At 73.7% G+C, this 15,342-nt stretch carries 8 protein-coding genes; 2 read left to right on the forward strand and 6 right to left on the reverse strand.

The features are described 5' to 3' along the window. Positions 1 to 64 precede the first annotated feature (64 nt). The gene (locus ACIQJT_RS33205) at positions 65 to 235 is read left to right on the forward strand and encodes a hypothetical protein (RefSeq protein ID WP_053846593.1); all 171 of its coding nucleotides are present in this window, start codon (positions 65 to 67) and stop codon (positions 233 to 235) included. A 263-nt stretch (positions 236 to 498) separates the two neighbouring features. On the opposite strand, the gene ACIQJT_RS33210 is transcribed toward ACIQJT_RS33205, so the two are convergent. Further along, the gene (locus tag ACIQJT_RS33210) at positions 499 to 990 is read right to left on the reverse strand and encodes a hemerythrin domain-containing protein (RefSeq protein WP_365460071.1); all 492 of its coding nucleotides are present in this window, start codon (positions 988 to 990) and stop codon (positions 499 to 501) included. A 455-nt stretch (positions 991 to 1,445) separates the two neighbouring features. On the opposite strand from ACIQJT_RS33210, the gene ACIQJT_RS33215 reads away from it, so the two are divergent. Beyond that, positions 1,446 to 2,060: a hypothetical protein gene (locus tag ACIQJT_RS33215; protein ID WP_402649520.1), complete on the forward strand. Its 615-nt coding sequence runs from the start codon at positions 1,446 to 1,448 to the stop codon at positions 2,058 to 2,060. 402 nt (positions 2,061 to 2,462) lie between these two features. Here ACIQJT_RS33215 and ACIQJT_RS33220 read toward each other — a convergent pair whose 3' ends face one another. From ACIQJT_RS33220 to ACIQJT_RS33240, 5 genes are all read right to left on the reverse strand, one after another. After that, complete coding sequence (locus ACIQJT_RS33220) at positions 2,463 to 4,382, reverse strand: hypothetical protein (RefSeq protein WP_402649521.1); 1,920 nt, start codon at positions 4,380 to 4,382, stop codon at positions 2,463 to 2,465. Next, positions 4,379 to 8,035, reverse strand: coding sequence for a DUF5682 family protein (locus ACIQJT_RS33225; RefSeq protein ID WP_402649522.1), 3,657 nt, complete (start codon positions 8,033 to 8,035; stop codon positions 4,379 to 4,381). The genes ACIQJT_RS33220 and ACIQJT_RS33225 overlap by 4 nt, the downstream gene beginning before the upstream one ends. Next, on the reverse strand, positions 8,032 to 9,192 hold the full coding sequence (locus ACIQJT_RS33230) for an AAA family ATPase (RefSeq protein WP_402649523.1): 1,161 nt from the start codon (positions 9,190 to 9,192) through the stop codon (positions 8,032 to 8,034). Before ACIQJT_RS33230 ends, ACIQJT_RS33225 begins: the two co-directional genes overlap by 4 nt. Positions 9,193 to 9,291: 99 nt before the next feature. Continuing rightward, on the reverse strand, positions 9,292 to 14,196 hold the full coding sequence (locus tag ACIQJT_RS33235; RefSeq protein ID WP_402649524.1) for a DNA-binding protein: 4,905 nt from the start codon (positions 14,194 to 14,196) through the stop codon (positions 9,292 to 9,294). Next, on the reverse strand, positions 14,193 to 15,059 hold the full coding sequence (locus ACIQJT_RS33240; protein WP_402649525.1) for a DUF4132 domain-containing protein: 867 nt from the start codon (positions 15,057 to 15,059) through the stop codon (positions 14,193 to 14,195). Before ACIQJT_RS33240 ends, ACIQJT_RS33235 begins: the two co-directional genes overlap by 4 nt. Positions 15,060 to 15,342 lie beyond the last annotated feature (283 nt).

Below are 15,342 nucleotides of genomic sequence, written 5' to 3' on the forward strand. Positions count from 1 at the left end.
CCAGGTAGATCTGCTGCGTGTTCTCGCAATTGCCGGGCATCAGGAGCGACGGAGGTTGATAACTATGGTTCCCCTGCTGGTTGTTCTTCTGCTGGCCCTGCTGCTCTTCGGCGCTGGTTTCGCACTGAAGGCACTGTGGTGGCTCGCCGTCATCGTGCTGGTGATCTGGCTGCTCGGCTTCGTCATGCGTTCTGCGGACTCGGGTGGCCGAAAGGGACGCTGGTACCGCTGGTGACCCGCTGAGCAACAGCGTGTGTGGGCCCCTGACAGATCAGGGGCCCACAAGCATGTCCGCAATCAGGGAGATTCTCCAGAGGCGAGCTGTGGAAATCGCGGCTTTTCGAAGCCGGGCCTTGAATATTCGAAGCCGGGCCCCAGAGTCAAGGGCCCGGCTTGTTCGACTTTCCGTACTGTGCGCTCACCGGTGCGCGGTGAGTCGGAGGTCACGGCCGGGTGCGTCCCGGCACCGACCATCCGAGGGCGTCACCGTGCAGGCGGTCAGGAGCCGACGATCTTGCGCACATTGTCGACAGAACCGCAGCCTGACTTCAGCTGACGCTCACGCTCTTCCATGAACGCCTCGCCCAGTTCCTCGCGGCGCTCCATGGCCACGTTCTCCCGAGCCCCGTTCAGGATGGTGCGCTCCTCCTCGTCGGCGTGGTGCGTCACGGCCTGCACGAGTTCTTCCAGCTTCTCGTCCCACTCCTCGGAGCCGACCTCGTCGACCTCCAGGAGTTCCAGGAGCGCCTTGTTGCCCTCCTCGTGCTCCTCCTCGCCGTGTTCCACCTCGTCGTCGTCGATCTTCTTGTACCGCTTCAGGGCGGGATACACCTTCGCCTCTTCCGCCAGAGCGTGCGCGATCAGCAGATCGGAGAATTCCCGAAGGGCGGAAGCCCGGTCGGCTTCGACGCTGCGCATCTGGTGAAAGAGATCCTCCATCTTCCGGTGGTCCTGGAGGATGAGTTCAACGACGTCTCGTGTCTGCGCCATGGGGGTAGGCATCACTTTCGTGCGAGGGACCTTGCAGGAATCCGGTTACCCCGTCCTGCGGTGTTCAGCACGGTCCGATCGGATGACGATGGGTTGCGGCGCGATCACAACGAGTTCGCCGTGTCCGTGCCGCGGGCTTCGGTGACGTACCGGGACACGTGGAAACGCCTCACCTGGCCGGATGAGTCGGGCACGAGGTCCGCCAAATCGGGAGAGCGGCGAGACGGCGCAGCGCGGATCGTGCAGACGATACGACGCCAGAATTCCGGTCCCGCTCCAAATGTCCGGCACCCGTCATCCGCTATCGGCGACCCGATGGCGTAAACGACCGTTCAAAGCAGAACCACCCGGTCCTCTTCGTCGTCTTGAGGGTGAAGCGGGGTCGTGACATGAGTCAACTCCTGGCTCCGCTGTTGCAGTTGAGGTTTCAGAGAGAGGCTGTCGAAGTGGTGTTAGTGGATCAGAGGACGAGACGGGTCAGCGCGATCGCGGGAGCTGTGGTCGCGGCGGTCGTGGGTCTTTCCGGCTGCTCGGACGACCCGAAGCCGGCCGAGGGCAAGAAGCCGTCCGCGAGCGGTTCCCCCGTCGCCGACGCGAGCGAGCCGGCAGACGGGGTCTCGTCACCGGCATCGGGCGTGGACCGGTCCTCTGCCGAGAAGGCCGTCGCCGGCTGGGTGGCGGCGCTCATCAAGGGTGACATCGAGCAGGCGTGCCTGCTGATGGCGGAACCGGCGGACGGTTCCGAACCCGCGCGGGTCGGCAGCGAGAAGACGTGCGGTGCCGACGCGCCCGAGCGCGAGCGGATGGAGGCGGCGCTGGGGAAGTTCAAGGAGTCCTTCACTCCTGACCCGCCCTCGGACGACCCGAAGGTCGAGGTCACGCAGGCCCCCGGCGCAGGCGACAAGGTCACGGTCCCCGCCTCCGAGATCAGCGTCGACGGCCAGGCCCTCGACAAGGTCGTCCTGTCTCATTCCACCGGCGTGACGCAGGACCAACTCGACATCAACGTCGAGTCGAGCAGGATCCAGGGCTCCTGGTACGTGACCAACCTCGACTTCAACCTCGGCTGAGGTCAGTCAGGTCTTACGACCGCGGCCGCGGTGACCGGCGCCACGAGCATGATGCCGAGTGTGTTGCCGTGCGGGACGCCAACCGGCGGTCGGCTTCGTCCCGCCGAACACGTCACATCCCGGGTCTGCCGCACCCCGGGCGATCCCCGGGGTCGGATACACCCGACCGCCCCGTTCCCTCCTGCCGGACCTGATCCGGGAGGAGGGAACGGACCGGTGTTCACGCGGCCGCGCAGACACCGCGGGCACACAGGCGGTTCAACCAGCGGCGAGTCAGATCCGCTCCCGTCGGACACGCAGGTGGTCAGGAGCGCGGAGTTGCAGCTCAGGTGTCTCTGCTCCCGTGGCCCTGACGGACTCCCCCTCGCTTCGGACGGTCCGAGACAGGGCGGCCGGTGAGGGTCAGGGCTGCCACGTCGCCTCCACCAAGGCCCGCTCGGTGCCGGACAGGTACACGGCCGCGCTCAGCCACACCCGCGCGTATGCGTCCGGATCGGCCTGCCGGGTGCGGCCGAACACGTCACGGCCGCGCCGGTCCGCCTCCGCGGCGAGGGCCACCGCCAGATCCGCTGCCGTCCCGAAACCGCTGCGGCGCAGGGCCACGGCACTCGAGGTGCGGGCACCGTCCCGTGCGGGCTCGGCGGCTGCCCGGCGGCCACCGGACACCGCGACCTCGACCAGCCGCCGCAACCGCCACAGGGGCGCCTCGGACACCGGGTCCGGCGGCAGCTCGGACGGACCTTCCACCGGCGGGAGTTCGGCAGCCGTCGGGAAGTGCGCGCCCTCGAGCCGGTCGTACCCCAGATCGGCGTGGCCCGCCCACTCGGGCGGCAGCCGCAGCGTGGCCGTACCGTCCGGCACGGGGCCGACCGCCAGTGGCCGCAGTGTCGCGGCGCGGTCGGGATCGAGGCGGCCCACGACACGCAGCCGCAGTCCCGGACGCGAGGCGAGCTTGCGGAAGTTGGCCGCATGGGCCAACTCCGGGTGGCCGTTGGCCGGCAGCAGGCGGATCAGCAGCCCCTCGCGGTCGGCTCCGTCGGGAATCAGTTCCCGCGCGAACAGGTGGTCCCCGGCCGCCCCCACGACGACCACGTCACAGCCGATCAGTTCAGCGGCCTGCGGCTCGGACCGTTCCGGTGCGTCGCCCGGGGCGAGTTGGGCCGCGGCGGCCTGGGCGAGCGGGCGGGCGAACAGAGGGGCGAGCGGTCCCGACGTCCAGGACAGGCCCGTGACCGGGGTGGCCCGCACGCCCTTGCCGGCGCCGAGACGGCCGTCCGGGGAGAGCGTCGCGCCGGAGATCAGCAGGCCGCTCCGGGAGAGCCGCGCGTGGTCGAGGCTGCCGGCGCCGAGCGCGACCGTGGCGGTGGCCGCGCCGCGCGCCCGTGCCGGACCGCCGGGCTTGACGTCCGACACGGAGAACCAGCGCCCGTCCTCGGCGAGGACATGGGTGACGACCCCGCCGTAGCCGGTGGCCGAGATCACCGGCTCCCGGCACACCCCGTGCACCTTGAGGCTGCCGCCGGGGCGGTAGCCTCGCCGAGCGGTGCCGACCAGGGCCGGGTCGGGGTCGGACGCGGCGAGCAGGCCGCTGGTGAGCAGCAGTTCCCGCAGCCCGGCGACCAGGTCGGCCAGCCGGTGGCCGTCGTGGCGGGCCCGGGCGGCGCGCAGCGCACGGACCACCCGCAGGGCGGCCGCCTCGGCCCGGTGCAGACCGGCCAGGCGGGCGGTATGCGCGGCCCGCAGCACCTCCGCCTGCGGTACGGCGCCCGCACCGGGCACTCCCGCGGCCAGCACCGCCGCCGCAGCGGCCCACAGCCCGGCCGCTGCGGCGACCTGTGCCGCGGTCGGGCCCGCCGAGCCGGGCGGCGATGCGGCGGTCGCGTCGGTGCCCGGAGTCCCGGACTCCTGTCGGCCGCCGACTGGTTCGGCCCGCTTGCCACCGACCGGTTCGGCCTGTTCGCCACCGATCGGTTCGGCCTTCTCGGTGCCGCCCCCCGACGGCTGGTCCGCGGCCTCGGCCATCGCGTCAGCGTCGGCCACCGGCGCGGCCCCCAGAACCGCCGCGCGATGCAGGCACCGCGGTGCCAGCAGGCAACTGCACTGCGCCTGGTCGGCGTCCGTGACCGCCCCCGACGGACCGGGAGTGAGGGTGACCTCGGCATCCTCGCCGCACCGCACCCGCCGTACCGTGCCGTCCGCCGTGACGGGCAGCGCCGTGTACGTCTCGATGGCGGCGTCCAGTTTCTTGCGCAACCGCGAGGTCAGCTGCTCCACGGCGGCGGCGACCACCTCGGGCGCCACGGGGGGCAGTTCGGTGTTCATCGGTTCTCTCCGCGGAGGCGGTCGCCCACCCAGCGGGCCAGGGCGAGGGGGCTGAGGGCGGCGACCGGCATGCCGGCCGCGACGAGCTGTTGGGCGACCGGGACCGAATAGCGCGGGGTGCCGGTGTCGTCCAGGGCGGCGCAGCCCATCAGATGCACCCCGGAGCTCGCCAGGGCCCGCACCTCGCCGAGGAGTCCGCCGAGCGGATACCCCTCCTCGAAGTCGCTGACCACCACCACGAGGGTGCGGCTGGGAACGGTCACCAGCGACCGGGCGTGGGAGAGGCCCGCGGCGATGTGGGTGCCACCGCCCACCCGTACCTCCAGCAGCAGCGACAGCGGGTCGTCGACCCGGTCGGTCAGGTCGATCACTTCGGTGGAGAAGGCGAGGAAGTGCGTGCTCAGCGTGGGCACTCCGCCCAGGACGGCCGCGGTCAGCGCCGACCAGACGACGGACGCCTCCATCGATCCGGACACGTCGACCACCAGGATCAGCCGCCAGTCCGCCTCCCGGCGGGAACGGGTGCTGAACACCGGGCGCTCCGGGACGATCAGGGTGCGGCCGTCGTCGGTGCGGCGCGTGCGGGCGAGGTTGGCCCGCAGGGTGCGCGGCAGATCGATCCGTCCTCCCGGGCGGTGAGTGGGACGCGGGGTGGCCAGTCCCGTCAGGGCCGGGCGCAGCCGGGTGGCCAGTTCCTTGGCCAGTTCGTCGACCAGGCGGCGTACCAGTGGTCGCAGTCGGGCGAGTTGCTGTTCGGGCATCCCGCCGGCCAGGCTCAGCACGGAGGTCAGCAGGTCGACCGAGGGGCGTACCGCCTTGGGGTCCAGTTCGGCCAGGACGTCGGTGCGGCCCAGGTCGGCGGCCTGGGCCAGGACCTCCTCGCGGACGTCGGCACCGAACAGCGCGTCGAGTTCCTGTGCCCACTCGCGGGCAGTGGGGAAGGAGGCGTCCTGGCTGCCGCCCTGGCCGCCTTCCCGGCCGAGGTCCGAGGAGCCCTCGCCGCGGCCGGTGCCGTACAGCTCGTCGAGCGCGTGGGCGAGACGGCGGGCGTTGGACGGCAGCTTCTCGCTCTCGCGGCCGAGCAGCAGACGCCAGCGGTCGGCCGGCGTGAGGTGCGGGGCGGGGCCGGCCGGTGCTTCGGCAGGTGGTCCGGGTTCGTCCCGCGCGGGGTCCTCGGTGTCCGCGGTGCCGTGCAGTCCCGTTCCCAGCGGCGGGCGTTCGTCCCGCGCGGGGTTGTCGGTGTCCGCGGTGCCGTGCAGTCCCGTTCCCAGCGGCGGGCGTTCGTCCCGCGCGGGGTTGTCGGTGTCCGCGGTGCCGTGCAGTCCGGTCCCCAGCGGCGGGCGCAGGGACGTCACCGCCGTCCGGCCCGCCGCGTCGGCGGCCGTCCACAGGGCCAGCAAGCGCGGCGAGGCGCTCAGCGACAGGTCGAGTCGGTCCCCGAGGCGCTCGGTCACCGTGGACAGCAGCCGGTCGCGGCCGGCGGGGCTCAGGGTGTCGAAGCCGCCGCGCAGGGCGGGCAGCCGGTGGAGGAACCCCTGGTCGGTCAGCGTGTCGATCCGGTCCAGCAGCGGGTCCAGGGCGGCCGGTGCCGACTGGAGCAGCGGAGCGGCGGCGCTGACCAGTCCCGTGATCCGGCGGGTCATCGCCTGCCGGGCCTCCGGACCGGTCGCGTTGTCGATCCAGCTCGCGGCCCGGCGGCCGAGGGTGCCGGCGTCGTCCAGGTCGAGCATGACCCGGGCGGCGAGCGCGGCTCCCTGCATGAGTGGGGACCCGTGGCGCGCGAGGTCGTCCAGGGCGTCGTCCATCCGCAGGCCCAGGCGGTGTTCGCCCGCCCGGGAGGCCAGCGCCACGAGGGCGTCCGCGTCCTGCGGGTCGTCACTGCCCGCAAGGCCCGGCAGAGACCGCACGGCCGATTCCATCAGCTCCGCGGCCAGTTCAGCGGCGCTCCGCCGGCTCCCGGGGGTGGTACCGGGCAGGTGACCGCGCTGGAGGGCCTCCAACAGGTCCAGGGCGGCGAGGAGTTCGGGCAGGGTGGCACAGGTGGGGAGGACCTCGGCGGCGTCGGCGAGCCGCTCGGACACCAGCGCGGGCAGATCGCAGCGGGCCGCGTCGCGCAGTCCCGCGAGGACCAGGGCGCTGGTGGCTCCGCCGTCCGCGGCCTCCCTGCGGAAGGTCTCCCGCAGGGTGCCCTCGGCGGCCAGGGCCGCGGTGACGCCGCGGATCCCGGCCAGGTCCAGGCGGACCGGCACCGCAGGCGTCCAGGCCAGCCGCCATCGGGTGGTCAGGGCCGCCGCGTCGCCGGTGCCCGCCACCTGGATCGGTTCGCCGTACCCGGTGCCGCACACCGCGAGCCGCTGGAGGAGGACCTCGCGGCGGCCGTCGAGGGGCGAGCGCAGCGGGTCGAGCCGAAGCTCGCGCGGGGCCGGGTCGTCCGGTCCGGGCAGGCGCAGTGCGGTGAGTTCGGCCTCGACGGAGGGGCCGAGACCGGAGCGGGGGGTCCCGGGGGCTACACGGCCCCGGGCGGTGCCGACCAGGACGGTCTCCAGCGCCCGGGCCAGTGCCCGGCCGCGGCCCAGCGGTTCGCCCTGGCCCATGACGGTGGTGAGCGCCTCCAGCACCTCGCCGCGGCCGGGTGCCGCAAGGCCGCGCAGCCGGGCCAGGTCGCACGCGACGCGCAGGGTTTCCCGGGCCTCGCCGGTGCCGGCGACGTGTCCGGCCGCCCGCAGCTCGCGGCACACGTCGGTGACCGCCCGCGCGGCCGCGTCGTGCAGTCGCCCGGGGTCGCCGCCCGCGGTGAACACCGCCTGCTGCCAGCGCGGGTCGCGGATGCCCGCCGGATAGCCGGAACGCGAGTCCAGCAGGTCGAACGCGTACGGCACGAGGGAGGTGACCACGGTCGGGGTGTCACCGGCACCGACCGGCCCAGCGGGCTGGCCCGCTTCTTCCCACACGGTCAGGGCGGGGGCGTGGAAGGCTCCGACCACGGCCGCGACCCGGCGGCCCTCGGCCGAGGCGCGGGCGATCACCGCGCGCATGTGGGCCTCACGCGCCAGATCGACCGCGGGCACACCGCCCCCCGACTCGGCGTCACGGCGCAGCGCCCAGCCGACGCCCAGTGCGGCCCGGCGGATCGCATCGGGGGTGCAGCCGGGGGCGAGGACCTCCACGCTGCGGTCCCACATGTCGTCGCCGTCGCGGCCGGTCCCGGACGCGGTGAGCGCTGCCGCGAACGCGGTGGGCGCTCCGGCGGAGTGATTCTGGCCGTCCGCGGCCGCGGACGGCCCCTCGGTGCCCCACCGCGGGTCGGACATCGGCAGGTCGCAGCAGACGACCTCCGCCCCGCGCTCCCGTGCCCAGCGGACCGCGGCGAGCTCGGGCGAGAAGTCGGCGAAGGGGTAGAAGCCGAGTCGGCCGCCCTCGCCGGCCCCGGCCAGCGCGATCGGGGCGTGGGTGCCCGGCGCGGCGAGATGGGGCAGCCACGCCTGGAAGTCGACGGGCAGTTCCAGGCAGACGATCTCTGCGCCGGCGGCGTCCAGCAGTGCGGGCACCGCGGCGGCGAGCGCGGGGCTGTGGTGCCGTACGCCCAGCAGGTAGGGGGCCGTGCAGTCGGCGAGGGCGGTGAGGGCCGCCCTCGGTTCCAGGGCGAGGGTCACCGGAGGTTCTCCCGCAGGTCCCACAGGCGCCGCCAGGTCGCCGAGCCGTCCTCGGCGCGGCGGCGCACCGGCCCGTCCCAGTAGCCGAGCAGTCGCGCGTGGTCGGACGGGTCGTCCTTGCGGACCACGCCCAGCAGATGGCCCGGTACCAGGTCGAGCGAGTCCCCGCCGGGGAGATAGGCGGCGGCCACGCCCAGGGAGACGGCGACCTGCACCGCCTCCGCGGTGGACATCACCGTGCCGGGGCGCTCCACGTCCCAGCCCTCGGCGGAGCGTCCGGCCCGCAGGTCGCGGAAGACGGTGACCAGGACGTCGAGGACCGCGTCGTCGACGCCGAAGGCCGCGCCGGCCCGTGCGACGGCGGCCGTGGCCTGCCGCTTGACGAGTTCGGTCTCGGCCTCGACGTCCGCGATCGGGTGCACCGTCTCGAAGTTGAAGCGCCGTTTGAGGGCGGCGGACATCTCCGACACGCCGCGGTCGCGGAGGTTCGCGGTGGCGATGACGGTGAAGCCGGGAGCGGCGGCGACCTGGGCGTCGTCGGAGCCGGACAGCTCCGGGACGCTCATCCGGCGGTCCGAGAGGATCGACACCAGGGCGTCCTGCACCTCGGGCAGGCAGCGGGTGATCTCCTCGATACGGGCCACCTTCCCGGCGCGCATCGCGGCGAGCACCGGTGAGTCCACCAGGGCCTGCGGGGTCGGGCCCTGGGCGAGGAGCAGCGCGTAGTTCCAGCCGTAGCGCAGGGCGTCCTCGGTGGTGCCGGCGGTGCCCTGCACGGTGAGCGCGCTGGTTCCGCAGACGGCCGTCGACAGCAGTTCCGACAGCATGGACTTGGCGGTGCCCGGCTCGCCGACGAGCAGCAGCCCGCGTTCTCCGGCGAGGGTGACCACGCACCGCTCGACCAGGGCGCGTTCACCGACGAACTTCGGGGCGATCACGAGTTCGTCCGGCAGTTGCTCGGTCGCCTCGGGCAGCTTGAGGGCTTCGCCGCCGCTGCCGCAGACGAACGTGATCACCGCGCGGGGCGTCAGCAGCCAGCCGGGCGGGCGGGGGCCGTCGTCATGGGCGGCGAGGAAGGCGAGTTCGGTGGCGAAGCGCTCTTCGGCGGGCAGGGTCTGCCGGGCCGGAAGGGCCGTCACCGTGTCGGTCAGGGGCATGGAGGTCCTTGCTCGGTAGATCGGTCGGTGTCGATGTGTGGGGGAGTGCAGGTGGGGGAGGGGCGCCGTCGGCGGGCGGCGCCCCGGGCCGGTGACACGTCAGCGGCGTCGGCCCCGCCGGACCTTCAGCTCCTCGAACCGGGGAGCGTCGCCGTCCTGGACCCGCTGCCACGCCCTGCGGAACAGGTCCGCGGCCGGTTCGAACGGCACGATCACGCCGAACGGGACGTGATCCTCGCTCATCTCGCCGAACAGCGGCAGCTTCCAGCGCTCCAGCGGCACCCGCGGGGCCGACTGCTCCACCCAGCCACCGGGCAGGAACAGCGAGCGGCCCGCCCGGGTCCGGCTGGCCTCCACCACGAGGCCGGTGGCGGCCAGTTCGGCGCGCGCCGCCTTCAGCCGTGCCGGCTTCCAGCCCGTCCACCGGGCCGTCATGCGGTCGGTCGGGTCGGGCATAGCCAGCAGCATCAGATAGAGCGTGGCGGCGTCCTCGCCCAGCCCGTGCTCCTTGGCCACCTCGGTGACCAGATCGGGAACCGAGCGACCGGGGTCCTGCGGCCACCAGGTGGCGTCCTTGCCGCGGTCCCCCGCGATCGGCTCCCCGGGATCGGCGAGCAGGGCGGCGAACCTCTGGTCGCGGACCAGACGCAGCGCCACCTCGGCACCGTACGGCTGCTGGCCGTCGACGCGCACCGCCGGCAGATAGGGGTCCTGGCCCGCCTCGTCGAGGAGGTCGACGCGGATGGCCGGGGCGGGCCGGTCGTCGTGGGTGGCCAGGACGACGGCGCCGTACCGCTCGAAGCCCGGGCCGGTCTCGGTGGGCGTGCCGGCGGTCTTCCGGAAGTCGGGAAGGCTGATGTAACGCCCGAGGTCGAGCATCAGTCCCGGGTGGGCGAGTCGTTCGCGGACGACGGTGAGAGCCGGGGGCAGTGCGGCGCGGACCGGGTCGCCGGCGGGCAGCCGGTGGGCGAGCCAGGCGAGCAGGCCGACCGCGCCGACCAGCGTGTCCGCGGTGAACCCTTCCGTGTCGTCGCCGACCGGCTTGGCCCGGTCCCCGCTGACCGCCCAGGTGAGATCCCGGCTGAGCCGGGGGGAGGCGGCCGGGTCCAGGAGGGCAGGCAGGGCCTGCCGGATCGGCCAGGAGGGGTGCCGGAAGGCACGGATCGCGTCACCGAGCAGTGCCTCCGGGACGGCCACCCGCTTGCCCACCTTGGCGTTCCACACCGCGGCGGCGGCCGCCACGTCCGGGCCCTCGGTCCACAGCCGGGCGGGCTCGGCGGGCAGCAGGGCACCCACGACCGCGGCCCGCACCGCGCCGTCGACGCCGCGCAGTTCGTCCTTGGCGACCGCCGCCGGGCCCACCTTCACCCCGATGAGGGCGCGGGCCTCGGCGCTGAGGAAGCTGCGCTCGTAGACGTCGATCCCCGGCATGCCGGCCACGACGAGCCGGGCCAGCGTCTCGGTCACGCCGGTGAGGCGGGCGAACTCCTCTGCGGCCTCCGGGAACCAGGGGGCCGGGCCGCGCTCGGCCAGTTCGGCGAGGAACGTCCGGATCCTGCCCGGGGCCGTGCTCTCGCCCAACGGCCGTGACTGGAGCGCCTTGTAGGGCAGGGGTGTCTCGAAGCGTCCGGCCGGGTCATGGAAGTAGCCGGTGAAGCAGGCACGGTCGTCGTCGAGGGAGTTGCGGCCCGTGACGGCGATGAAGGCGCCGTCGGCGAGCGGGAGCACGCCGTTCCAGGAGCCTTCGCGCCATCCGCCCGCTGTGGTGCGCAGCGTCGCCGCCTCCAGGTGCAGGTGCACCTTCCGCCAGGTGGTGGAGTCGTCCGGTGTCAGACCCAGGCGGTCGAACTCGGCGAGGAGGGTGCACAGGACCTCGCGGTGTTCCCGGGCGGTGGTGCCGCCGGCGGCCCGGTAGGCCAGTGCGGTCGTCCTCTCCAGCAGGGTCTCCAGGTCGGGCTGTCCGGAGGGCAGGGGGTGACCGTCGAGGTGGAGGCGGGCCTCCGGGAGGTCGGGCAGGGCGGTGTCGGCGAGTCCGGTGGCCCGGGCCAGGACGCGCAGGGTGCGGAAGACGGTGTCGGACTCGTCGTCGCGGTTCCACCAGTAGCCGTGGGAGGAACCGAGCCCGTTCGTCGCCGCCATGAGCTTGACGTCCGCCGGTCCGGCCGGCCCTTCCTCCTCCAGGCCGCCTTCCAGGGCGCGGGTCAGCCGGGTGGCCGCCGCGTCCAGCACGGCCTGCTGGGCGGCGGCGTAACGCGCGACTCCGGCGATGCCCTGCACGAGCGCGTCATGGCTGACCGGCAGGAGGGTGCGGACGGTGTCGGTCAGCGCCCGCCCGTCCTGGTCGGCCGCTGCGGCCAGCAGGGCGGCGGCCGTGTCGCGGTCGACGGTCCGCAGTGCCTTCGACCCCTCGGGGTCACGGGCCGTCAGGCACTCCCAGAACTGCACGGGAGGAAGCAGCAGGGTGCCCTCGCCGAAGTTGCCGGGGGAGCGGTCGGTCTTGGCCCAGGCCGTGTGCACGCCGTCGGCGTCGACCAGGCGGAGCTGCCAGTTGTCGCGGACGACGGCGGTGGCCCGGTCCGCGCCGGGGAAGACGATGAGCTCGTAGGGCACACCGGCTCCGGCGGGCAGGGTGACGCGGTGCCCGGCGAGGTCCTCGGCGCGATGGGAACCGCCGGGCAGCTCGATCACCCGCAGGCCGACCAGACCGTCCACGGGAGCGCAGGCGGGAGTGGCTTCGGTGGTGGGGGAGGGGCGCAGTCTGCCGCCCACGTAACTGCTGCCCCTGGGGGCGTCACGCAGGGCGTCGGCGAGGAAGGCGGGCTTGCTCATCCGCCCGCGCTCGTTGGTGGCCGGGTCGTACTCGTACCAGCCGTGCGTCGCGCGGTCCTCGGATTCCGCGTGCCACACCCAGTAGGACGATCCGTCGAAGAGCAGCGGCCGTTCGTCGGGCAGGGTGGTGTCCCCGGCGTGCACCACTCCGCGACCGGTGGTCCGGCCACCGCCCGGCAGAGGCAGCGTGATCGGGAAGTCGCCGCGGTACCAGTCCATCTCGGTGCCCCGCGTGACGTGCGCGCCCGTGAGGGACTCGACGCGGTCGGCGCGCGAGTGCCAGTAGCCGCGCAGCCCGTCCCTGCGGGAGTTCCAGTACACGAGGAGTTCGCCGTCCACGTGGTGGAAGCCCGGGTCACCCGAGACGTCGTTCGCCGGGAGCCGCAGGTCGTGGGTGAGTACGGTGCCGCCGGCGCCGATCACCCGGGCCTGGGTCCTGCCGGCCACGACGAGGTGGGGCCAGGCGTCGGCGACCACGAGGTCCTCCACCCGGTTCTTGGCGACGAGTTCGGCCGTCGCCTCCTCCCAGGCGGGCCAGCCGAGTTCGTCGAAGAGTCCGGCTCGCAGGGTGCGGGCCAGCACCGGCGCGAGGTCGGTGCCGACGGCGGCGCGGACGTCGTCCTCGGCCAGCGCCAGTGCCTCGGCGGGCAGCCACCCGAGCCGGGTCAGCGCGTGGGGCAGCCCGGGCAGGCCCACGGCGGCGAAGCCTCGCACCACGCTGCGGACCCACTCCGTCAGCCACGGGCGGCCGCCGGGCGAGGCCGCCAGCAGACGGATGGCACGCAGCGCCTGGTCGCCCTGGTGGAAACGGTCGGCTCCCAGCAGGAAGGCGTCGCGGAACCGCGGATCGGCGCCGAGGAAGGTCAGCTCACGCTGTCCGTCCCCGATGGCCCACGCCGTCAGCGGCAGCTCCTGGTCCTTGGCGGGAGCGGCGACCGGCACGTCAAGGGACAGCAGCAGGTCGATCAGGTCGATGTCGTGCGTGACCCTCAAACCCCGCTCTGACGCAGCGAGTTCGGTGCGCAGTCGGGCCGCGGCCCGCTCCACCAGCGGGTACAGCTCCGGCATCCGGGTGGAGCCGCGCCAGGACCGGGCCCGCTCCCGGAACGCAAGGAAGCGCTCCAGCCAGCCCGCGGTGCCGACGCTCGGCCGCTGCTCCGGGGGAAGGGAGTCGTCCCACAGTCCCGTCGTGGCGCCGGACGTCTCCAGGACCTCCAGCCACATCGCGGGCATGTCCTCGTCGGCGCCGGCCGGCATCATGTCCAGCAGAGTGCCGCGCACCCGGGGGTCCCGCTCGGCCAGCGCCACCAGCGCGGTCCGGTGGCCCTTCCACCAGCCGCCCGCGGCACGCAGCGTGGCCGGCAGCCCGAGCAGCTCCGCCAGGTAGTCCTGCTCGGCCCGGTCGGCGTCCTGGCCGGCGCCACGGGCCAGCTTGCGCAGGTCGTTGGCCATCTGGGCGGACGGCGGCAGGCCGCCCGCGGTGCGGCGCAGGCACAGCCGGGTGAAGCGCTCCAGGGCCTCCCCGGCGGAGACCCGGGCGGCGAGCTCCCTGCCGTAGGCGGAGAGCACCTTCACCGGCAGCGCCCCGGCCAGCGCGAACTCCAGGAACACCGCGTCCAGGCGGTCCTCCTCCACCGTCAGTCCGTGCTCCGCCTCCGCCTTGCGGGCGCGGGTGAACAACTGGGCCGCATAGGTGGCGTTCTCCTCGGCGAGGAACACCCGGCCGGCCTGCTCGTAGAAGGTCGGCAGGAAGTGCGGCACCGACGCGGCGAGCCGCCGGCCGAGTTCCAGGTAGGCGTCCAGCGCGGCCTTCGGACGGGACTTGGCCTGCCGCGCGGCCCGCTCCAGGTCGGGGACGACCCCCAGGGCGTGGTGGCCGTCCTCGGGGTGGTGCACCAGCACCCACTCGGGAAAGCCCAGCGACTGGCGCAGTCCGAGGCCCACTACGGCAGGTTCGGCGGCCGGTTCCAGGCCGAGGAAGCCGGCCGCCAGGTCCTCGGCGGCACCCAGCTCGCCGGCGACCAGCCGCACCACGACACGGTCGTCGAGGCCCGGGTGGCGGTACGCCCGTGCCGTCAGCGGCACCGCCCGCTCGCCGGCCTCCTCGGTGTCCGGCGGCAGAACCGCACCCGCCGTCAGCAGTTCCTCGTACGACACCTGCGTCCCCCCGCTCATGCGTTCTTGCCTTCCTCGATCGTGCGCCCGGCGTACAGCGCCGCGGCCATCCGCATCCCCTCCGACCAGGCCACCGGGCCCACCTCCCGCAGCGGCAGGGCGCGGCCGTCCATGTCCTGCCAGGTGAGGCCGCCGGTCTCCACCGTGTCCTCCCAGTACGGCTCGCCGATCCACACGGCGGCCTCCACGGTGCGGTCGCCGTCGCGGACCCGGGACGTGGCGTAGCCCCCCGAGACGCGGTAGCCGAGCGAACTCGCCCGCGCGGCCAGGGCGAAACGGGAACGGAAGGACCCTCCGGCGAACTCCCGTATCTCCCGGGCCTTCGGATCGAGGTCCTCGGGGCGCTGCCAGGTCGCACGGTGGATCTGCTCCACGCGCTGCACGATGCCCAGCTCCGCCGCGAACTCGCGGATGTCGTCGAGGTCCGGTAGCAGCACCGGGTGCGGCAGCGTGACCGTACGCGGGGACAGCCGTACCGTCTCGCCGTCCAGGTTCACCACGCGCAGTTCGCCGTCCTCCGTGGCGCCGCGCAGGAAACCGACCTCGTCGGGGTCGTCGCCCACCACGGCGAGGTCACGCAGCGCCGACTGCCAGGCCTCGTCCGGCCACACCCGGGCCAGCAGACCGGTGGGGACGGGAAGCGACGACACCATCCAGGAGTCGACCTGGGCGACGCATGCCGTGGCGTGCCGATCCAGCCATTCGGCGAACCGCCGCAGCCGGTCCACCTCAGGATGGTCGCGCAACGCGCGCGGCAGCGACTTCAGCTGCCGCCCCGCAGCCCGGCCCGAGGTGGCACGCGCCGCCACCCGCCCGTCCACCAGGGCGACTTCATACCCGTCACCCGCCGAGAGCCAACCCACGAGTCCCCGCCTTCCACCACAAGACAACAAGAAGAAAGCACAGTTCAGCCGGGTACGTCCCGGCATCAGTGCGACGATGTGAGGAACGTTAGCGGCGATCACTGACAATCGGTGGCGGGAGCGGGTCACGCAGCTGTCGCGGTCCGGCGCCGTGGGTGGGCGGGGTGGGGGTGTCCACGGTTCCGGGCGGCGCGGGAAGGCATGCGGAGAGGGCTTCCGACCGTGCGGTTTCGGCCAGATGGTGCGGCGGTCGTCGGAAGCGTGGACAACCTGCCGTCGACAC

Source organism: Streptomyces sp. NPDC091972, from assembly GCF_044756385.1.
GTDB lineage: Bacteria > Actinomycetota > Actinomycetes > Streptomycetales > Streptomycetaceae > Streptomyces.

Coding starts and splice junctions, on each gene's coding strand:
- ACIQJT_RS33205 (WP_053846593.1), top strand. CDS start 65: ATGGTTCCCCTGCTGGTTGTTCTTCTGCTGGCCCTGCTGCTCTTCGGC.
- ACIQJT_RS33210 (WP_365460071.1), bottom strand. CDS start 990: ATGGCGCAGACACGAGACGTCGTTGAACTCATCCTCCAGGACCACCGG.
- ACIQJT_RS33220 (WP_402649521.1), bottom strand. CDS start 4,382: ATGAACACCGAACTGCCCCCCGTGGCGCCCGAGGTGGTCGCCGCCGCC.
- ACIQJT_RS33230 (WP_402649523.1), bottom strand. CDS start 9,192: ATGCCCCTGACCGACACGGTGACGGCCCTTCCGGCCCGGCAGACCCTG.
- ACIQJT_RS33235 (WP_402649524.1), bottom strand. CDS start 14,196: ATGAGCGGGGGGACGCAGGTGTCGTACGAGGAACTGCTGACGGCGGGT.